The 20,295-nt window shown below is 71.9% G+C and carries 17 protein-coding genes and 1 pseudogene; 7 read left to right on the top strand and 11 right to left on the bottom strand.

Features of this window, described 5'->3' with window-relative positions:
* Positions 1-76 precede the first annotated feature (76 nt).
* Genes F0L17_RS10250 through F0L17_RS10245 form a run of 3 tightly spaced genes read left to right on the top strand, consistent with a single transcriptional unit; the run spans position 77 to position 1,385 of the window.
* The gene (locus F0L17_RS10250) at positions 77-964 is read left to right on the top strand and encodes a peptidoglycan-binding protein (RefSeq protein WP_155070830.1); all 888 of its coding nucleotides are present in this window, start codon (positions 77-79) and stop codon (positions 962-964) included.
* A gap of 35 nt (positions 965-999) precedes the next feature.
* On the top strand, positions 1,000-1,125 hold the full coding sequence (locus tag F0L17_RS28035; RefSeq protein WP_274389091.1) for a hypothetical protein: 126 nt from the start codon (positions 1,000-1,002) through the stop codon (positions 1,123-1,125).
* On the top strand, positions 1,122-1,385 hold the full coding sequence (locus F0L17_RS10245) for a hypothetical protein (protein WP_155070829.1): 264 nt from the start codon (positions 1,122-1,124) through the stop codon (positions 1,383-1,385). The genes F0L17_RS28035 and F0L17_RS10245 overlap by 4 nt, the downstream gene beginning before the upstream one ends.
* A 59-nt stretch (positions 1,386-1,444) precedes the next feature.
* Here F0L17_RS10245 and F0L17_RS10240 read toward each other — a convergent pair whose 3' ends face one another.
* From F0L17_RS10240 to F0L17_RS10220, 5 genes are all read right to left on the bottom strand, one after another.
* On the bottom strand, positions 1,445-2,527 hold the full coding sequence (locus tag F0L17_RS10240) for a C40 family peptidase (RefSeq protein ID WP_155070828.1): 1,083 nt from the start codon (positions 2,525-2,527) through the stop codon (positions 1,445-1,447).
* Positions 2,528-2,549: 22 nt separating this feature from the next.
* Positions 2,550-3,032 carry a poly-gamma-glutamate biosynthesis protein PgsC/CapC gene (locus F0L17_RS10235; RefSeq protein ID WP_155070827.1) on the bottom strand — a complete coding sequence of 161 codons (483 nt, stop codon included), beginning with the start codon at positions 3,030-3,032 and terminating at the stop codon, positions 2,550-2,552.
* Entirely contained in the window at positions 3,029-4,801 is a 1,773-nt protein-coding gene (pgsB, locus tag F0L17_RS10230) for a poly-gamma-glutamate synthase PgsB (RefSeq protein ID WP_162466031.1), read from the bottom strand. The genes F0L17_RS10235 and pgsB overlap by 4 nt, the downstream gene beginning before the upstream one ends.
* Before the next feature lie 6 nt (positions 4,802-4,807).
* Entirely contained in the window at positions 4,808-7,069 is a 2,262-nt protein-coding gene (locus tag F0L17_RS10225) for a cache domain-containing protein (protein WP_155073437.1), read from the bottom strand.
* 231 nt (positions 7,070-7,300) lie between these two features.
* Positions 7,301-8,533, bottom strand: a complete 1,233-nt coding sequence (locus F0L17_RS10220; protein ID WP_420802405.1) for a CapA family protein — start codon at positions 8,531-8,533, stop codon at positions 7,301-7,303.
* Positions 8,534-8,586: 53 nt separating this feature from the next.
* On the opposite strand from F0L17_RS10220, the gene F0L17_RS10215 reads away from it, so the two are divergent.
* The 3 genes from F0L17_RS10215 to F0L17_RS10205 all read left to right on the top strand — a co-directional run bounded on the left by F0L17_RS10215 (position 8,587) and on the right by F0L17_RS10205 (position 11,800).
* Positions 8,587-9,504, top strand: a complete 918-nt coding sequence (locus F0L17_RS10215) for a hypothetical protein (protein ID WP_155070826.1) — start codon at positions 8,587-8,589, stop codon at positions 9,502-9,504.
* Positions 9,505-9,640: 136 nt separating this feature from the next.
* Entirely contained in the window at positions 9,641-11,044 is a 1,404-nt protein-coding gene (locus F0L17_RS10210; protein ID WP_155070825.1) for an FAD-dependent oxidoreductase, read from the top strand.
* A 75-nt stretch (positions 11,045-11,119) separates the two neighbouring features.
* Positions 11,120-11,800 carry an HAD family hydrolase gene (locus F0L17_RS10205; protein ID WP_155070824.1) on the top strand — a complete coding sequence of 227 codons (681 nt, stop codon included), beginning with the start codon at positions 11,120-11,122 and terminating at the stop codon, positions 11,798-11,800.
* Between the two features lie 175 nt (positions 11,801-11,975).
* On the opposite strand, the gene F0L17_RS10200 is transcribed toward F0L17_RS10205, so the two are convergent.
* From F0L17_RS10200 to F0L17_RS10190, 3 genes are all read right to left on the bottom strand, one after another.
* Positions 11,976-12,452 (bottom strand): subtilase-type protease inhibitor, encoded by a 477-nt coding sequence (locus F0L17_RS10200; protein ID WP_155070823.1) that lies wholly within the window; start codon positions 12,450-12,452, stop codon positions 11,976-11,978.
* Positions 12,453-13,799: 1,347 nt separating this feature from the next.
* Positions 13,800-13,958 (bottom strand): hypothetical protein, encoded by a 159-nt coding sequence (locus tag F0L17_RS10195; RefSeq protein ID WP_155070822.1) that lies wholly within the window; start codon positions 13,956-13,958, stop codon positions 13,800-13,802.
* Between the two features lie 157 nt (positions 13,959-14,115).
* On the bottom strand, positions 14,116-14,277 hold the full coding sequence (locus F0L17_RS10190) for a hypothetical protein (protein WP_155070821.1): 162 nt from the start codon (positions 14,275-14,277) through the stop codon (positions 14,116-14,118).
* 270 nt (positions 14,278-14,547) lie between these two features.
* On the opposite strand from F0L17_RS10190, the gene F0L17_RS10185 reads away from it, so the two are divergent.
* Entirely contained in the window at positions 14,548-15,477 is a 930-nt protein-coding gene (locus tag F0L17_RS10185; protein WP_155070820.1) for a helix-turn-helix transcriptional regulator, read from the top strand.
* A gap of 57 nt (positions 15,478-15,534) precedes the next feature.
* Here the strand turns inward: F0L17_RS10185 and carB are convergent.
* The 3 genes and pseudogenes from carB to F0L17_RS10170 all read right to left on the bottom strand — a co-directional run.
* Positions 15,535-18,837 (bottom strand): annotated as a pseudogene (gene carB / locus F0L17_RS10180) (carbamoyl-phosphate synthase large subunit); the annotation flags it as partial.
* Complete coding sequence (carA, locus tag F0L17_RS10175; protein ID WP_155070819.1) at positions 18,830-19,966, bottom strand: glutamine-hydrolyzing carbamoyl-phosphate synthase small subunit; 1,137 nt, start codon at positions 19,964-19,966, stop codon at positions 18,830-18,832. The pseudogene carB and the gene carA, both read right to left, overlap by 8 nt.
* Positions 19,967-20,293: a branched-chain amino acid transporter permease gene (locus F0L17_RS10170; protein WP_155070818.1), complete on the bottom strand. Its 327-nt coding sequence runs from the start codon at positions 20,291-20,293 to the stop codon at positions 19,967-19,969.
* Positions 20,294-20,295 lie beyond the last annotated feature (2 nt).

The raw sequence follows: 20,295 nt of genomic DNA, 5'->3' as shown, positions 1-20,295 counted from the left end.
CCGGGCGCCGACACGAACACCGAACCGGACCCCGCGCCGCCCGGCGCGGGGTCCCCGCATGTGGAAGGAGCCTTCCATGGCCGTACCCCTGACCCCCGCCCGGCTGCTCGACGCGCTGCGCGCCGAGGGTCTGCGCGTCGTCGAGCACCGCGACTGGCGCCGGCACCACCGCAACCACAAGGGCGCCTGGGGGCCGGTGAACGGGGTGATGGTCCACCACACCGTCACCCGCGGCACCGACGCCTCCGTGGACCTGTGCTACCACGGCCACTCCGGCCTGCCCGGCCCGCTGTGCCACGGAGTCGTCGACAAGGCCGGCACCGTCCACCTGGTGGGCGGCGGACGCGCCAACCACGCCGGTCTCGGGGACGGCCACGTCCTGCGCTCGGTCATCGCCGAGGTCGCCCCTCCGCGGCCGCGCAGGGACGACACCGACGGCAACGCCCGCTTCTACGGCTTCGAGGCGATCAACCTCGGCGACGGACGGGACCCGTGGCCCGAGGAGCAGTTGGACGCCATCGCCCGGTCCGCCGCCGCGATCTGCCGCGCCCACGGCTGGAACGAGCGCTCCGTCATCGCCCACAAGGAATGGACCCGCACCAAGATCGACCCGCGCGGCTTCTCCATGGACGGCATGCGCTCGCGCGTCGCCGCCCGACTCGGCTCGCCCGCCGCCGGCTCCGGGGCGGGCGGCCCGTCCGCCGGCCGGCCCGCCCTCCAGCCGTTCCCGGGGGCCGCCTGGTTCCGCGGTGCGCCCCGTTCGCCGATCGTCACCGCGATGGGACGGCGCCTGGTGGCCGAGGGCTGCTCACGGTACGCGGTCGGCCCGGGACCGCAGTGGACGGACGCGGACCGGCGCTCGTACGCCGCGTGGCAGCGCAGGCTCGGCTTCACCGGTGCCGACGCCGACGGCTGGCCGGGGGAGGTGTCGTGGCGGGCGCTGCGGGTCCCCCGCGCCTCCTGACTCGGATCCGGCTCCCAGGGAAGGAGGGAACCACCATGTCCGAAGAGGCCGAGTGGGCCCCGCGCACCGTCGTGCGGGCCGCCGTGGGACCGGCCGTCGTCCTCCCCGCCGCGGGCGGACTCGCGCGGCCGACGGCGGGCGGCGGACGGGAGCGCTCATGACGGACGGCGACCCGAACAGCCCCGCCGTCGTCGCCGTGGAACTGGAACGGTTGCGCGGCACGGTCGAGGCCGGCTTCGCCCGGGTGGACGGAGCGCTGGCGCTGCTGGTCCAGCGCAGCGACCAGATCGACAAGCAGCTCGCCGACCACGAGGCGCGGTTGGACGCGCTGGAACGTTCGCGGTGGCCGCTGGCGAGCGTCACGGCCCTGGCGGCGGTGGGCGGGCTCGCCCTCGGCGCCTGGCAGCTCACCGGCGGCTGACCCGGCCCCGGCGGTCCCCCGGGACATGCCCGTGCCCGGGGACCGCCGGGGCCGTGCGGCTACAGACGCTTGGCGCTGCGCAGCGCCTTGGCGTAGTAGCCGTTTCCGTCGAGACGGGAGGTGCCGCCCTTGTCGCCGATGGTCGGGCCGTTGACCTCCTCACGGCTGGAGATGAAGATCTTGTGGCCGTCGGTGTCGTGGCCCAGGTAGATCCCGACGTGGTCCAGGCGCTCCTTGGTGCGCTCGTCCAGCCAGAAGAAGACCAGGTCGCCGGGTTGGAGGACGTCGATGGAGGACGGCCGGTCGTACCGGGGGGCGTCGCCGGAGAGCGGGATGACGTCCGTGCCCAGGTCGGAGCGGGCCATGCCGTTGGCGGTGCGGGGCAGACCGTCGCCGATCCCGTCCTTGGCCCGCAGGGGGTAGCGGGCCCGGTAGCCGAAGACGGTGCGGATGAAGCCCGAGCAGTCCATCGCCCGGTACCGCCGGGACTCGGGCTGGAGCGTGGTGCCGTCCCGGAAGGTGTAGGGGATGCCGAGGTAGTCGTAGAAGTCGGACTGCTCCAGCCGGTAGTCGGCGCCCTCCGCGCCCTCCGGGTTGATCGGGCCGAAGTCGGCGTCGCCGGCGTACGGGACGCCCTCGTCGTCCTTCTTCACCGGGGCCTGGTCGACGTACTGGAAGGCCATCGCGAAGAGGTCGTCCTCCTCGCTGCCGAAGTACTCCTTGAACCAGTCCTTGAACCACTTCTCCTTCTCGGCGCCCTTCTTCCAGTGTTCCGGCATCAGCCGCACCCAGTTCTCGGTGACGACCCTGGAAGTGGTGTTGGCGGGCTCGGTGAAGGTGCGGCTGGGACCGGTGAGGGTGGCGGTGCGCGAGCCGTCGGTGAAGGTGGCCAGCACCTGGCCGCTCTCGGCCCGCAGGACCGAGCGGTCGGGGTTCTTCAACCGCTCCCACCGCTGCTCGCCGGCCTGCTGCGCGGTGCCGGACTTCACCAGCGGCGTGTCGGTGACCGCCTGCACGGCGGGGGCCTTGGCCTGCTCCTCCTTGCGGAGTTCCACCGTCAGGTACGTGCTGCCGGCCAGCAGGGCGATGATCGTCGCGGCGTGGAGTGCGGGACGGGTCCCGCGCTTGCTCTTGGAACTCATCAGATCGACTCCGGTCGGTTGGTCAGGCGGACGGCATGACGCCGAGCAGGATTCCGGCGGTGAGGACGACGTAGGTCGTCAGCGTCACCGAACCGGTGGCGAGGATGGTGGCCCCCTTCGGCTGGCGGACCAACTGGTACGCGATCAGGCCGGGGACGATGAAGCCGAGCGTCTGGTTGGAGTACATCAGCGGGAACTGCTGCTGCAGCACGATGACCAGCGTCGCCTGGAAGGTCACGCCGGTGAGCACGACGGCGGAGAAGAGCCGCTTGCCGTACAGGATCACCACGCGCTGCATCAACAGGGTGGAGACGTAGGTCAGGACGGTGACGCCGACGACCATCGAGGCGCGCTGGAGGTCCTCCACCAGGGTCAGGGCGAGCCACCCGGGGGTGATCATGCCGCCCGGGGAGAGGTTGGTCGTCAGGTAGCAGACCAGCGAGAACAGCAGCCCCAGGGCGATGCCGATCGCGGCGATCTCGGGGGTGAGGACGGCGGGGATCAACGGGGCTCTCCTGGGTTCTGCGGTGCGTCGGGGTGCGAGGGGCGCCGGGCGTACGGCGGGGGCTGGAACCAGGAACTCGCCTGCCGGGACTCGTCGTCGTGCGGGGCGGGCTCCCGGTCGGTGTCCCCGCCGGTGTCCCGGTCGGTGGTCGGGGTGGTGTCCGGTGCCGGTGCCGGTGCCGGGATGGCGTCCGTCTCGTGGACCCGTTCCGGCGCGGGCTCCGGCGGGTGCGCGGTCCGTGGCTCCGGGGCCGGAGCGGGTGCCGGTGCCGGGGCCGGCTCCGGGGCGGGTGCCGGCTCGGGCCTGCGGATCACCCGCAACTGCTGCGTCTGCTCCGTGTTCCGGTACCGCTCCTCGTAGGCGTCCGGGTAGGCCAGGTACGGGTCGATGTGGGGCGCGTACGGCTCGGCCACCGGCCGTCGGGCGTCGTGTCCCGCGTGGTGCTCCGGTGCCGGTGCGTCCGGTGCGTCCGGCGGGACGGTGCCGTCCCGTTCGACCGTGTGGGTGTCCCCGCCGTCCGTGCGGCCGTTCGTGTCCGTGCCGTCCGTGCCGTCCGTGCCGTCCGTGCCGTCCGCGCCGTCGTCCGTGTCGTCCGGCGGCAGTTCGGCCAGGTGCTCCAGGAGTATCTCGCCCTGCCCGTGGATGTTGCCGATGGCCACCAACGACGAGTCCGGTCCGAGCCGTCCCAGCAGTTCGGCCATGAACTCCTCGGGGTCACGGCGGTCACCGCCCAGGTCGACGGCGCGGGACCGCCACTCGGCGGGGATCGCGTCCAGGGCGCTCTTGGTGGGGTGCCCGATCAGGAAGACCTTCTCCGGCGCCAGGTCCGGGATCAGGTTGCCCATCTGGCCGTTGCGCTCCACCCGGTCCGGGCGGCAGTTGATGACCACGTGCAACGGCCGGTGGATCGCCCCCAGGTCGAGCAGCTGGTTGATGTTCATCAGGGTGGACTCGGGGTCGTTCGCCGCGAAGACGTTGGCGAACCGCAGCCGCTTGCCGTCGGGGGTCAGGTACCGCTCGACGGAGAGCACGCCCGGGTCCGGCGGTGCGTCGTACATGCCCTGGAGCGCGGTCTGCCGGTCCACGCCCAGAAGCTCGGCGACGGCCAGCGCGATGGCCACGTTCTCCTTGAAGGTGAACCAACTGAAGCCGCGCAGCTCCTCGTCGGTGACGGTCTCGGGATCGGCGTAGATCAGCTTGCAGTCCCGCGCGTCGGCTTCCTCCTGGAGGATGTCGAAACGTTCCTTCTCGGCGGTGACGCAGATGCCGCCCTCGGGCATCGACCGGGACAGCGAGCGCGCCACGTCGTCGAGGGTCGGGCCCATCTCGGCCAGGTGGTCCTCGCGCACGTTGCACAGCACGCCGATGGTGGAGCGGATCAACTTGGACTGGTTGATCTCCTGGAGGGCCGGCATGACGGCCATGCACTCGATCACCAGGGCGTCCGGATCGTAGGCGGCGGCCCGCCGGACGATGCCGATCTGCTCCACCACGTTGGCGATGCCGAACTTGCGGTAGACCGGCTCCTCGGTGGCGTCGGGGTGGATGAACCGGGCCGCGGTGCCGGTGGTCTTGGCGACGGTGGTGAGGTCACCGCCGCGCAGCGCGCCCGCACACAACCGGGTGATGGAGCTCTTGCCGCGGATGCCGTTGACCAGCACCCGGGTCGGGATGTGCTCCAGGTTGGCGAAGTGCCTCCGCTGTTCGACGATGCCCGCGACCAGCAGGACGGCACCGCACGTCACCAGGACGGCGTAGAGGAAGAGCACGGACGATCAGATCCTTCCCACCGGGCTCGGCGCGGCCGCGCCGTCCCGTCTGCGCTGCTCCAGCAGGGCCTGCCGGATCAGCTCCAGGCTGCGTACGACGGCGCCGACCTCGTCGTGGTGGCGCGGATAGAGGACGGTCCGGCGGTCCCCGTCGGCGAGTGCCTCCGCCTGGCGGGCCAGCTCGCGCAGCGGACGCACCACCACGATGTGGAGCCAGCCCAGGCAGGCCGCGGCCGCGGTCAGGCCGAGCAATCCGGCCAGGATGGTGCGGTTGCGGAAGGTGTACTCGGGGATCTCCAGACCGGAGGCCGGCTGCCAGCTCACCACCGTCCAGCCCAGCGGCTTGGCCGCGCCGCCGCCGACGAACGGCGCGGAGGCGGCCACCTGGGGCCCGTCGCCGTCCCGGTACAGGACGCTGCTGGGGCGCGGACTCATGCCGACCTGCTGGTTGCTGCCCGCGACCAGGGCGTCGAGCCGGTCCGACGGCAGCTTCTGGAAGGCCCGGTAACCGGTGTTCCCGCCGATCACCCGCCGTTCGGCGTCGACGACCCGGACCTCGCCCAGACCCGGCCGCTTGAGCAGGGAGTTGAGGAAGTCGATCCGGAACTCGCCGACCACGGCGGCCCCTTCCCGGCCGGGCACCTCGGCGTAACCGGCGATGATCGGCTCCTTGCCGCCCTCGCCCAGCACGGCGATCGGCTCGACGCCGGGCCCTTGACCGGCCGGGTGCCGGGGCTCCTCACCGGCCTGCGCCAGGATCTTCCCCTCGGCGTCGAGGACGTACAGCGACTGGTAGCGCAGGTGCTCGTAGGCGGTGCGCTCCAGGACGGTGGCCATGGCCTCGGGCGCCGTGCGGTCGCCGATCAGGGAAGCCACCGAGACCAGGTCGGCGTGGCCCTCGTTGAGGGCGCGCCGGACGCGGTCGGTCAGGGTGTCGGTGCGCTCCCGCTGGTCGTTGACGAGTTGCTGGGGGATGACGGCGGTGTCCTCGGCGCGGTTGAGCAGCAGGACCATCGGCGCGGACCACAGCAGCAGCAGGGCGGCGCAGACGGCCAGCATGGCGCGGGTGCCCAGGCGCCGGGAGGCACGGGCCGGAGCGGGCGCGGCGTCCGCGTGGCCCGCTCCGTCCGGGCCGCCGGTTCCGTCCAGGAGCTGGAGCCGCAACCGCTCCAGCGCGTGTCCGATCCGGGCCGTCTCCCCGAACCTCGGCACGCTCACCGGCCTGCGCAGGTCACCGCGGGTGAGGCGGCGGCTCTCCAGGAAGAGTCGGATCAGGGGGCGCTGCACGGTCCCCAGCAGCAGCGTCACCGCCAGGGCTCCGATGACGAGCAGGACGCCGGCGGCGGCCAATCCGAAGACGGTGTCGGTGGTGCGGGTGGGATCCTCGGCGACGCCGACCATGGCGACCACCGTCAGGCCGAGGCTGGTGGCGACGGTGCTCTCGCCGGGCTTGGGCGCGGCGAGGGTGGCGTAGCCCGCCGCGGAGCGCTCGCCCTGGTAGACCTCGCCGACCAGGCTCCCGCTGACCCCCAGGAAGCCTCCGGAGCCGGGGTCCTTGGCCTTCAACGGATGCGCGCGCGCCTTCTCGGCCGCGGTCTCGGCGAAGGCCTTCAACTGCTTGTTGGACTGTTCGACCTCCTTGCGCTGGAGGTCGGTCAGCACCTGCTCGGGCTCGGGGATGCCGTCGCTGCTGAGGATCGATCCGGAGGAGTCGATGACGGCGATGGCGCGGAACTTGCCGAGGCTGATGCCGGGGAAGCGGAGGCTGCCGGAGGCCACCAGCAGCTGCTGCGGCTGTCCCTCCCAGGACAGCAGGGCGAAGGAGAGCAGACGGGTCTCGCCGTTCTCCAACCGCACCATCCGGGGCGCCAGGCCGTTCTCCTCGCCCAGCTTCCCGCGGTCGATCGTGGTGAGCGGCAGGTTCTCGCCGCGCGCGGCCAGCAGCCGGCCGGACTCGATCTCGATGATCGCCGTGCCGCGCCACTTCTGGTAGACGCTGCCGATCTTGTCCAGGACGGCGTCGGGCGAGACGGGCTCACCGGCGTTGAAGAGGGCGGCGGCTCGGTTGAGGTCGGTGACGCTCTCGTCCAGGGAGGCGCGCAGTGCGATGGCGCCGTCCTCGGCGAAGTGCTGCTGGGAGGTCAACACCGCCTCGGGGAGCGGCTTCTCGTCCACCCGGCCGAGCGTGAAGGCGGTGACGCCGGCCACGAAGAGCAGCAGGGCGGCGAGAGTCGCGATGGGGGGCCGTATGCCACCGATCAGGGACATGTCGGCTCTTCGGCGGACCTTGCGCCGCCGCTTCGGCTGCGAAGCGGCCACGACGGACGCTCCTCTCATGGGGGGACGGGTGATACGGGTGTTGCGGTCGCCGAATGGAGCGTCCTGTGACACCACAGCGGTGTGACTCACGCGTGGTGCGAAAGGTTGTACGACCAACGGAAGTGTGAGCGGGACCTCTCGGCGGGCCGTGCGGGCCCTTCCCGGTGGGCTGCCGCGGGATCAGTCCGGGAGGTCGTTCAGCGGCCTGAGACCGTCCTCGACCGCGCCGCGGTTGAGCATGGTGCCCTGAGTGCGTTCGAAGGCGAGCCGGTAGCGGGAGCGTTGCTCGTCGGTGAGCCCCTCGTCCTCCCGCAGCGCCGCGGCGACGTCCACCAGTCGGTGGTCCCGCACCTGCGGTTCCTCGTCCTTCGCCCCGGCGGGGTCGGCGGCGACCGTGTCCTCCTCCGGGTCCGGCGGGATGTCGACGAGGGTGGGCACGTAACGGGCCTCCACGTCCCAGTCGTCGCCGCGCTCGGTGAACTCGAACCAGCCGATGGCGCCCTCCTCGGTGAGACCGGTGGGGACGTCGTGCCGGGCGAGCTGGTTGCCCAGGCCGTAGGCGATCCAGGTGCCGTTCACCTTCTCCATCGGCTGGACCACGTGCGCGTGGTGGCCGATCACCAGGTCGATGCCGGTCTTCTCGACGATCCTGCGGCCCAGCTTCAACTGGGAGGTGCTGGGGTTGGGCTGGTGCTCACGCCCCCAGTGGATGCTGAGGATCACCACCTCGGCGCCCGCGTCGCGGGCCGCGCGCTCCGCGGCGGCGATCGCCTTGAAGGAGGTCTCGTTGGTGATCCACGGCATGTCCTCGGGGATCTCCCGGCCGTTGAAGCCGAAGGCGAAGGAGATCTGCGCCACCTTGACGCCCTTGACGTCGAGGATCAGCGGCTTCTCCGCCTCCGCACGGCTGCGGGCCGAGCCGGTGTGCTTCACCCCGGCCCGGTCGAGGGCGTCCAGGGTGCGCTTCACGCCGGCCGGGCCGTGGTCGAGGGTGTGGTTGGAGGCGGTCGAGCAGGTGTCGTAGCCGACCTCGCCGATCGCCGAGGTGATCTGCGGCGGCACGAGGAAGTCCGGGTAGCTCTGGAAGGGGCCCTGCGGCAGGCCGACCACCGGTTCCATGTGGCAGATCGCCAGGTCCGCCTTGCTGATCACCGGCTGGATCCCGGCCATCAGCGGGCCGAAGTCCAGCCCTTCCTCGCCCTGGCCCGTGACCTTGGCGTCCTTGGCCGCCTGATCCACCAGCTGGGTGTGGATCAGGATGTCGCCGGCGGCGGCGACGGTGAACGACCTCCCGCCGGCGGGGGGCTTGTCGTCGGTCTCCCCGGATGTCCCGCACCCCGTCACGGCGCCCAGGAGGAGGGCGAGGACGAGGGGGAGACCGGATCTGTACAGGCGGGCGGGACGTCTACTCACGCCGGTATTTTTATCTCACCATGAGCTTCTTTCCTGCCACGAAGATAACGATCGTGACAACGGCGCTGGTCACGGCCGTGTTGGTGGGAAGCGTGACAACCGCCACGCTGTGGGGGAAGCGATCCGCCGAGCCCACCGGACCGGACCGGACGGCCACCGAGGGGATCCGGGTCGACCTGGAACGGCGGATCACCGACTTCACCTCCACGTTCCGCCGGGACGGCGGTTACCGGCCACCCGACCGTGCGGCTCGGCGGACGGTCGCCGACGGCGTCGGCCTCCTCCTGGACGGGCGGTGGCGGGACGCGGCGCGGCGCCTGTCGTCCGTCGACTACGACCTGCTCGTCCTGACCGACCGGACCACCGGGCGCAGGTACGCGGAGGTGGCCGAGGACCTCCCCACGGCCCGCGGCTGGGGCCGCGTCTACGTCGATCTGGACGCCCCGCCCCGCTGGTCCGTGCAGGTTCCGCACCCCGTGGCCGACCGGGACACCGAGCGGCTGGGCGTCGGCGTGCTGCGCCGGACCCCGGGAGGCGTCCTGGTCCTGGCGGGCGCGCACCGCGCGGCCGGCTCCGGCGACGAGGCGGACGTCGCGCACCGCCGCGACACGGTCTTCCACGCGATCTGCGACGAGCTGGTGGACCGCGCGATGCCCGGCCTGCAGGTGCACGGGTTCGCCGACGACTCGGCGCCGGAGTACGACGCGATCGTCTCGACCGGGAAGGGCGACGACGCCGTGGCGGAGGCCCGCGCGCTGGCCCGCGCCCTCCGTGCCGACGGGCTGGAGGTGTGCCGGGCCTGGACCCGCCGCTGCCCGCTGGAGGGCCGCACCAACCGGCAGGGACGGCGGGCCGCCGCCGAGGGGGTGCCCTTCCTCCACCTGGAGTTCGCCCGCGGGGTACGGCGCGACGAGGAGCGCACGGCACGGGTGGTCGAGGCGCTGGCGACGGTGACGACCGATCGGCGGTGACGACCGTCCGCGCCGGCCGGATGTGCCCGGCGCCTTGGCGACGGCCGGATACGCTCGCCGTCGCGGAGCCCGCCCGCGCCCGCCGCGCCGGGCGGCCCGCACCGTCCGGACCGCCCGCACGGAACGGAGTCCGCCCATGCCCCCCACCACCCCACCCGGTTCCGACGCGGCGACGCCCCGCTCCCACGCTGTGGTGATCGGTGCCGGGATGGCGGGACTGACGGCGGCCCGCGCGCTCGCCGACACCCACGAGCGGGTGACCGTCGTCGACCGGGACACCCTCCCCGACGGTCCGGAAGCCCGCCGGGGCGTGCCGCAGGGCCGTCAGCTCCACGTCCTGCTGGCACGGGGCGCGCAGGCCCTCGACGAGCTGTTCCCCGGCATCCTGGACGAGCTGGTCGGCGCCGGAGCCACCCACGGGGACACCCAGAACGACGCCCACTGGTACCTCGACGGCCACCTCCTGCGCCGGGCCCCCTCCGGGGTGTTCTCCTACGGCGCGAGCCGCCCGCTGATCGAGCACCGGGTGCGTGCCCGCGTCACCGCGCTCGCGGGCGTCGACGTCGTGGGGGAGACCGAGGTCCTCGAACCGGTCACCACACCGGACCGTCGCCGGGTCACGGGGGTGCGGGTGCGGTCGCGCGCCACCGGAACGGCGAAGACGCTCGACGCCGACCTGGTCGTCGACGCCTCGGGCCGGGGGTCGCGGGCCCTCACCTGGCTGGCCGGGACGGGGCTGCCCCGCCCCACGACGTCGCGGGTCAGCGCCGACGTCGCCTATGTGACCCGCCACTTCCGGCGCGAGCCCCACCACATCGGCGGCCTGACCGGCGTGGCGGTCGTCGGCTTCCCGGGGATGCCGCGCGGAGGCGCCGTCCTCGCGGAGCGGAAGGACCGCTTCGCGGTCGTCCTCTTCGGGCAGTTCGGCGAGGAGCCGCCCACCGACCACGCGGGCATGGTGGCCTACGCCGAGAGCCTGCCCGGACCCGAGGTGGCCGAGGTGCTGCGCACCGCCGAACCGCTGGACGAGCCCGTGAGGACGCGCTACCCCGCCAGCGCGCGCCACCACTACGAGAAGCTCACCCGCCACCTCGACGGCTTCCTCGTGACCGGCGACGCCCTGTGCACCTTCAACCCGGCCTACGGGCAGGGCATGACGGCGGCCGCCCTCCAGTCGCTCACCCTGCGGAGACTCCTGGCACAGGGCACCGACGACCTCCCCCGGCGCTTCTTCCGCGCGGTGGCGAGGGTCGTCGACGCTCCCTGGCTGCTGGCCACCGGCGGCGACCTGCGTTTCCCCGAGGCGGAGGGGAGGCGCCGGCCGGTCGACGGTCTGCTCGACGCCTACCTCACCCGCTACCGCGCGGCGACCTCCGTCGATCCCGTGCTGGGCAGGACGTTCCTGACGGTGGCCCACATGGTCGCACCGCCCACCCGTCTGATGGCGCCCGGCCACGTGCTGCGCGTCCTGCGGAGCGGCCGGGCGCTCCGCGCGGCGAGCCGCCGGGCGCCGGGCGGTCGGGGAGGGACCTCCCGGTGAACGGGCGACACGCCCCGCCCGCGGCAGTGGGAAGGCGCCCCGCGCCCCGGGCCGCCCACCGTAGGCTAGCCCCCGATGACCCAGACGACGGAGACCCCCACCACGCCCCCGGGCGCCGCCGTCACCACCGTGGCGCTCGACATCGGCGAGACCCTCGTCCGTGACGACCGCTACTGGGCCGGCTGGGCGGACTGGCTCGGCGTGCCCCGCCACACCCTGGCCGCGCTGGTCGGAGCCGTCGTCGGGCAGGGCCGCGACAGCGCCGACGCCCTGCGGCTGCTCCGGCCCGGCCTCGACGTCGGGACCGAGTACGCCGCCCGGGAGGCCGCCGGACACGGCGAGCACCTGGACGAGACCGACCTCTACCCCGACGTCCGTCCGGCCCTGACCGCCCTGCGCGAGGCGGGGGTCCGCGTCGTCGTCGCCGGCAACCAGACCGCCCGCGCCGGGGAGCTGCTGCGCGCCCTCGACCTGCCGGTGGACGCCCTGGCCACCTCCGACGAGTGGGGCGTGGCCAAACCGTCGCCGCACTTCTTCGCCCGCGTCCTGGAGCTGGCGCAGGCACCCCCGCACCGCACCGTCTACGTCGGCGACCACCCCGTCAACGACGTGGCCCCGGCCAAGGCGTGCGGCCTGCGCGTCGCCCACCTGCGGCGCGGACCGTGGGGCCACCTGTGGGCCGGCACCCCCGAGGCCGCGCCCGCCGACTGGCACCTCGACTCGCTCCACGACCTGCGGGCGCTGGTGACGGGCTGAGCCGAGCGGCACCGCCCGCGCCGACCGGGTGGCGCCGGTACGGCGCCCCGCGCGCCCGACCGGGCCCCCGGATCCTCCCGGACCGCCGATCCCCGCTCCCCTCCCGTCACCGACCGCGAGGCCCCCGGACGCGGGTGAGGTGTCCGGGGGCCGAGGAACCTGCCGTTCCGCGGTCTCAGAAGGCGAAGACCCGGTCGGTGGCGTCCGCCATCACACAGGAGTTGGCGAAGGTGTGGGAGTAGGAGACCCTGCGACCGTCCCAGACCCCGTCGGCGGTGACGGTGACCGGATCCCAGACCATCGGGCAGAACCGGTCGCCGTCGGTCTCCACCAGCGAGGCGAACTCGCCGTCCACGGCACGCAGTTCGGCGCACGCCCGTTCGGGGGCCGGGTGGTCGCCGCCGGGGGCGGGCGAGCAGCGCAGCACGACGGCCCGTTCCACGGTGGCCGTCGCCGGGTCCTCGCCCTTGCCGACGGTGAGGACCAGCGCCGAGGGCGCGTACAGCCCCTCGGCCCCCTCGGTCCTCTCCGCGACCCCGGCGGTGCCCCTTCCGGACTCCGCGGGTGCGGCGGTCGCGGTGGTCGCCGCTCCCGCCAGGAGGGCGGCGGCCAGCGCGGCGCTCAGCCCCAGACCCTTGATGGCGTACCGCATTTCGAACACTCCTTGGCTCGATGTGGCAGATACCGGACGGCAGTCTTGCCAAGGCAAACGGCGACCGCACATCCGACGGAACACTTCAGGTCACCCTTTACGGTGACAGAGTGGCCTGGAGGGGCATCCGCCCAGTTCGTGGCGCGCCCGAGCGCTTCACGGAACCGTGTCCACCATGTGGACACCTTGCCGTCGCGTGGCTCTCCAACCGTCTGTGAGCTGGGATTCTCCATCCGTCGGATCGTCTCCCAGCCGCCTCACCTCGACCGGAAAGCATCCCTCCCTTTCTCGTTGGGCGCGCTCCCGTCCGCACGGCCGGCAACCGGGCGACGGTTGCGGACGCGCACATCCGGCGTTTGCCTCCGCCCGGGCTGTCCCACGAACGACGGAGGCGGTCCCCCGGAACGCTCCGGGGGACCGCCTCGCGAGGTGCCGGTGGGGTGCCGGTGGGGGTGTCGGTCGGCGGCGCGGCGCCGACGGTGACGGCGGCGGACCCGATGAACCCCACGGTGTGCCCCTTGCTGCCCCGGAGTGAACTCGCGACGCCGACGGTGGCCACCCCGTGTCCGTGCGTCAGGGGAGGAGGGGTGCCTTGGTCGACCATTTTCGGACATTCATGCGCGGTGGATCCGGCGCATACGAGCCCCTCGGCATGAGCACATCGTCCGGAAGGCGCCCCCTCCGCACACGACCGTCTCCGACGGACGACCCGGTCCGGGACTCGGCCGGGAAGCCGACCGGCGGACTCGACCGGTGGACGCGTCGAGCCGACCGCGCCACCGGGCCGGCGCGGGCCCTGGGCCGCGTGCGAACGGCTTTCTCCGAGGCGGCTCGACACCGTGGAACGAGATGGACGCGAACATGCCACTCACACCTTCACCGGAAGGCGGGGAGCCCGATCGGGAAGAAGGCCGGCGGGGCGGCGCCAATCCACCGGACGCGGCGCCCGGCTCCACGTTGTCGGCGCGCCCTCCGCCTGCTGCGGTCGTCCGCTCGCGAAGCGCAGGGGGGCGCGCGGGGGGCGGATACGCGGAATCCGGTACGCGAGGTGGGCGAGGTACGCGTCGTTCGGGTGGGACGGCCGAGGCGCACCCGTCCGATGCGAATCCGTCGAACTCGTAATGTGCGAACGCCTGCCGCGGATTCCGAGGACATCGGTCCGAGGGCCGGCGATGGGACGCCCGACCCGACTCCCCACGGGGCGTGGCCCGTGTCCCATGGACGGGGCTCGGCACGCGCGGCGCGCGGGAACCACGGAACCGCTGGTCGCCGACCGGCCACACGCCCTCGCCGCCGGGCCGGGGGCAGGGCCTCCGCGGCGGGGGTCGATCGCCCCGGCGGCCTCCGTCAGTCCCACGTGTTGGCGTCGCCCGAATCCTCCGACGGCTCCTGCGCGGTCTCGGTCGCCTGCGCTTTGGAGACCGCCTCGGAATTATCGGCGCCGGCGGTAAGGAAAGCGGTGCACCCGAACAGGACGGCAAAACCGAACAGAAGGATCTTACGCATTCTCGTCAATCTCCCCTTCAGGACCGGCATGAAATGCGCGGAATTTTCTCTGCGGGGGTTCCCGCGATGTCCCCAAGCCTGCCGGGGGAGAAGGGGTGGTGTCGCGTGTTTTCACTGGCACAAAGAGGCAACGACACGTTCGTGTCGGGGGGACTCCTCAGATCTCGATGTTCCAGTCGGCCAACTGCTCGGCACTGGAGAGGGCCGCCCCGCACAACTCCCGGCAGCTCGCCTGCGCCTCCTCGAACGACTGGGCCGCGGAGCAGAACGCGATGCCCCGCGCGCCGAACCGGCTCGGGTGCGCCCTGACGTGCTCCACCCCTTTCGTCCGCCTACGTGCCTGTTCGAGTGCGGTGAGTGCGATGTCCGCTACCTCTCGATGTACCGGCAGCGGCACCCCGACGAGTCGGAAGGGAATGAGGTGCATGGGATGTCTCAATTCTTTCGTATGGGACGAGGTCCACTGCTCGGACACCTTCTTGACCTGGCACGGAGATACCTCAACAATTCCCCGGGGCCATCGACTGGGGGAAAAGGGATGCTGACGAATCTGGGGATGACCGCACGTTCGGATACGCTCTATCGAGCGATGCTCGCGCATCCCGGTGCAGGGGTACTCGAATTCGTCCATATTCTTGGGTGGTCCGAGGAGGAGATACGAGCGGCCCTTGACGAACTGGCGGACCTCTCCCTGCTTCACCTGCACACCGACGGCGGTGCGCTCCGCGTGGTCAGCCCGCGGGTGGCTCTCGAGACCCTGATCGCCCGCCAGCAGGCCCGGGTCGCGGAGCAGCAGCTCGCCCTCGCGGAGAGCCACGCCGCGGCCGAGGCGTTCATCGCGCACTACTCCGAACTCCTTCCCCGGCGGCCCTCCGGGACCGCCGAGTCGATCATCGGTCTCCAGGCGGTCCGACAGCGGATCGCCGAACTCGGGGAGCAGGCGGAGAAGGAGGTCCTCTGCTTCTCCCCCGGCGGCGGGCAGAGCCCGGCGAGCATCGAAGCGGCGAAGCCCCTCACACAGGAGCAGCTGAGCCGCGGCGTGCGGGTGAGAACGGTGTACCTGGACAGCGTCCGCAACGACGCCGCCACGTACGAATACGCGCGCTGGGAGACCGAGCAGGGAGGGGAGACCCGCACCGTCCCGGCCCTTCCGCTGCGGATGCACATCGTGGACCGCGAGGCCGCGCTGGTGCCGCTCGACCCCGAGGACACCTCCAAGGGCGCCGCCCTGATCAGGGAGCCAGGTGCGGTGGCTGCCTTCCGCGCCCTGTTCGAGGCCGTCTGGGAGGGAGCCCAGCCCTTCGGCGAGCCGGTGCGGCGCGGCCTCGACGACCCCGGTTCCCAGTTGCGGGAACTGTTGAGGCTGCTCGCCCAGGGCTACACCGACGAGGCGGCGGCCCGCCGGCTGGGCGTCTCACTGCGCACCGAGCGTCGCCTCATCACGGAGCTCATGGAGCGACTCGACGCTCAGAGCCGATTTCAGCTCGGCCAGCGCGCCATGGAGCACGGGCTCCTGTAGCAGGGGGCGCGTCGCCGCGCTCCGCGCCGCGGAGGTCGCGTCCGTGTCCGGACTCGGGCGCGTCGCGTCGATGGTCCGGTGATGTTCCTGGAGGGAGCGGACGCGCACTTCGCTGTGGTTGAGAGCGTCGATGCCTTGGACGGCGGCGGCCAGGGCCTGGACGGTGGTCAGGCAGGGCACCGCGCGGGCGACGGCGGCGGTGCGGATGTCGTAGCCGTCCAGCCGGCCGCCGGTGCCGTAGGGGGTGTTGACGATGAGGTCGACCTCGCCGTCGTGGATGAGTTGGACGATGGTCTTCTCGCCGTTGGGTCCGGTGCCCTCGCTCTGCTTGCGCACCACGGTGGCGTCGATGCCGTTGCGGCGCAGCACCTCGGCGGTGCCGGAGGTGGCCAGCAGTTCGAAGCCCAGGGCGACCAGCTCGCGGGCCGGGAAGATCAGCGAGCGTTTGTCCCGGTTGGCGACCGAGACGAAGGCGCGGCCCTTGGTGGGCAGCGCGCCGTAGGCCCCGGCCTGGGACTTGGCGTAGGCGGTGCCGAAGGCGGTGTCGATGCCCATCACCTCGCCGGTGGAGCGCATCTCCGGGCCCAGCACGGTGTCCACGCCGCGGCCGTGGACGTCGCGGAAGCGGCTCCAGGGCAGCACGGCCTCCTTGACCGAGATCGGCGCGTCCAGCGGCAGGGTGCCGCCGTCGCCGGAGGCGGGCAGCATGCCCTCGGCGCGCAGCTCGGCGATGGTGGCGCCCAGCGAGATGCGGGCGGCGGCCTTGGCCAGGGGGACGGCGGTGGCCTTGGAGGTGAAGGGGACGGTGCGCGAGGCGCGCGGGTTGGCCTCCAGCACGTAGAGGATGTCGCCGGCCAGCGCGAACTGGATGTTGATCAGTCCGCGCACCCCCACCCCGCGGGCGATGGCCTCGGTGGAGGCCCGCAGCCGTTTGATGTCGTGGCCGCCCAGGGTGATGGGGGGCAGCGCGCAGGCGGAGTCGCCGGAGTGGATGCCGGCCTCCTCGATGTGTTCCATCACGCCGCCGAGGTAGAGCTCGTGGCCGTCGTAGAGGGCGTCGACGTCGATCTCGACGGCGTCGTCGAGGAAACGGTCGACCAGCACCGGCCGGGAGGGGCCGATCTCGGTCGACTCGGCGATGTACGCCTCCAGCCGGGACTCGTCGTAGACGATCTCCATGCCGCGGCCGCCCAGCACGTAGGAGGGGCGGACCATGACCGGGTAGCCGATCCCGGCGGCGATCTCCTTGGCCTCGGCGAAGGTGGTGGCGGTGCCGTACTTGGGCGCGGGCAGCCCGGCCGCGGCCAGGACCCGGCCGAAGGCACCGCGGTCCTCGGCGGCGTGGATGGCCTCCGGGGAGGTGCCCACGATGGGCACGCCGTTGTCCTTGAGCGCCTGGGCCAGCCCCAGGGGGGTCTGGCCGCCGAGCTGGACGATCACACCGGCGACGGGGCCGGCCTGCGTCTCGGCGTGGACGACCTCCAGCACGTCCTCCAGGGTGAGCGGCTCGAAGTAGAGCCGGTCGGAGGTGTCGTAGTCGGTGGAGACGGTCTCGGGGTTGCAGTTGACCATCACCGTCTCATAGCCCGCCTCGCGCAGCGCGAAGGAGGCGTGGACGCAGGAGTAGTCGAACTCGACGCCCTGGCCGATGCGGTTGGGCCCCGACCCCAGGATGATCACCGCGGGCTTCTCGCGCGGGGCGACCTCGCTCTCCTGGTCGTAGGAGGAGTAGAAGTACGGGGTCCTCGCGGCGAATTCGGCGGCGCAGGTGTCGACGGTCTTGTAGACCGGCCGCACCCCCAGGGTGTGGCGGACCTCGCGCACGACGTCCTCGCGCAGCCCGCGGATCGCGGCGATCTGGGCGTCGCAGAAGCCGTGCCGCTTGGCCTCGGCCAGCACCTGGGGGTCGAGGCGGTCGGCGGCGGCCAGCTCGTCGGCGATCTCCTTGATCAGGAACAGCTGGTCGACGAACCAGGGATCGATCTTCGTGGCCTCGAAGACCTCCTCGGGGCTCGCGCCGGCTCGGATGGCGTCCATGACGGTGTTGATCCGGCCGTCGGTGGGACGCCGGGCGGCGGCCAGCAACTCCTCCTTCTCCCCCACCGGGGAGGCGAAGTCGAACTGACTGCCGGCCTTCTCCAGCGAGCGCAGCGCCTTGTTCAGCGCCTCGGGGAAGTTGCGGCCGATGGCCATCGCCTCACCCACCGACTTCATGGTGGTGGTCAAGGTGGAGTCGGCGCCGGGGAACTTCTCGAACGCGAACCGCGGAACCTTGACCACCACATAGTCCAAGGTCGGCTCGAAGGAGGCCGGGGTCTGCTCGGTGATGTCGTTGGGAATCTCGTCCAGGGTGTAGCCCACCGCCAGCTTGGCGGCGATCTTGGCGATCGGGAAACCGGTGGCCTTGGACGCCAACGCCGAGGAGCGCGAGACCCGCGGATTCATCTCGATCACGATGACCCGGCCGTCGACGGGATTGACGGCGAACTGGATGTTGCAGCCACCGGTGTCCACCCCCACCTCGCGGATCACCGCGATGCCGACATCCCGCAACACCTGGTACTCGCGGTCGGTCAGCGTCATCGCCGGGGCCACGGTGATGGAGTCACCGGTGTGCACCCCCATCGGGTCGAAGTTCTCGATGGAGCAGACCACCACGACGTTGTCGTTGCGGTCGCGCATCAGCTCCAGCTCGTACTCCTTCCACCCCAGGATCGACTCCTCCAACAACACCTCGGTGGTCGGCGAGAGCGCCAGGCCCTGCCCGGCGATGCGGCGCAGCTCGGCCTCGTCGTGAGCGAAACCGGAACCGGCACCCCCCATGGTGAACGAGGGACGCACCACCACCGGATAGCCGCCCAGCTCCTCCACCCCCGCCAGAACCTCCTCCATGGAGTGGCAGATCACCGACCGGGCGGACTCGCCGTGACCGATCTTCGCCCGGACCTCGGCCACGACCTCCTTGAACCGGTCACGGTCCTCGCCCTTGCGGATCGCCTCGACATTGGCGCCGATCAACTCCACCCCGTACTCGGCCAAAGTGCCGTCCTCGTGCAGAGAGATCGCGGTGTTCAACGCCGTCTGGCCGCCCAACGTGGCCAACAACGCATCGGGACGCTCCCGGGCGATGATCCTCTCCACGAACTCCGGAGTGATCGGCTCCACATACGTGGCATCGGCGATCTCCGGATCGGTCATGATCGTGGCGGGATTGGAGTTGACCAGGATCACCCGCATCCCCTCGGCCTTGAGGACACGACACGCCTGGGTGCCGGAGTAGTCGAACTCGGCCGCCTGCCCGATCACGATCGGACCGGAGCCGATGACCAGGACGGACTGGATATCGGTGCGCTTAGGCACGCTGGCCCTCCATCAGGGAGACGAAGCGGTCGAACAGGTAGGCGGCGTCGTGCGGACCGGCCGCCGCCTCGGGGTGGTACTGAACACTGAAGGCGGGCCGGTCGAGCAGGCGCAGCCCCTCGACCACGCCGTCGTTGAGGCAGACGTGGGAGACCTCGGCCCGGCCGTAGGGGGTGTCGCTGGGCGCGCCCACGGGGGCGTCCACGGCGAAACCGTGATTGTGCGCGGTGACCTCCACCCGACCGGTGAGGCGGTCCTGCACCGGCTGGTTGATGCCCCGGTGGCCATACTTCAACTTGTAGGTGCCGAAGCCGAGCGCACGGCCCAGGACCTGATTGCCGAAACAGATACCGAACAACGGCGTGGACCGCTCCAGAACGGAGCGCATGACGGAGACGGGACGGTCCGCGGCCGCGGGGTCGCCCGGACCGTTGGAGAAGAACACCCCATCCGGATCGACCGCGTAGACGTCCTCGACCGTCGCCGTCGCCGGCAACACGTGCACCTCGATACCACGCTCGGCCATCCGCCGCGGCGTCATCCCCTTGATCCCCAGATCCACCGCCGCCACCGTGAACCGCTTGGCGCCGATGGCGGGGACGGTGTAGGGCTCGGCGGTGGCGACCTCGGCGGCGAGGTCGGCCCCGACCATCTGCGGGGCGGTACGCACCCGGGCCAGCAGGGACGCCTCGTCGGCGAGCGCCTCACCGGAGAAGATCCCCACCCGCATCGCCCCACGCTCACGCAGATGCCGGGTCAGCGCCCGGGTGTCGACACCACAGATGCCGACCACCCCCTGGGCGACCAACTCCTCGTCCAACGTGCGCACCGAACGCCAACTGGAAGGCACCCGGGCCGGATCACGCACCACATACCCGGCCACCCAGATCCGCCCCGACTCCGGGTCCTCGTCGTTGACGCCGGTGTTGCCGATGTGCGGAGCGGTCATCACCACCACCTGACGGTGGTAGGACGGATCGGTCAACGTCTCCTGGTAACCGGTCATCCCGGTGGAGAACACCGCCTCGCCCAGGGTCTCGCCCACCGCCCCGTAGGCGCGGCCACGGAAGATACGGCCGTCCTCCAAAACCAGTACGGCGGTGGAACCAGGTGTCTTCGCGTTGCCCATTCAGACCACCACATTGACGAGAGTCATGTACAGAGCCACGCCACCGCCGATGGACAACAGCGAGTTGTCCGTCTTCCAGTACATGACCGCCGCGACGCAGAGCGAGACCAGCGTCGGCAGGCCGTACGGATAGACGCTGACGTCCAGGTCCTTGATGGTGTAGGCCACCAGGAGGACCATCACGCCGGTCGGCATCTTCTCGCCGATGTACCGCATGTAGCCGCTCTGCGAGAGCTTCCCGAGGACGAAGAACGGCGCCACCCGGAGGGCGATGGTCACGACCGAGATGACGGCGACGACGGTGAACGCGTGAGTGTCGGAAACCATGG

The sequence above is a fragment of the Streptomyces taklimakanensis genome, from assembly GCF_009709575.1.
GTDB classification, from domain to species: Bacteria; Actinomycetota; Actinomycetes; order Streptomycetales; family Streptomycetaceae; genus Streptomyces; species Streptomyces taklimakanensis.
Note: the sequence above shows the minus strand (reverse complement) of the source record. Positions and strands in the feature narration are given on the sequence as shown.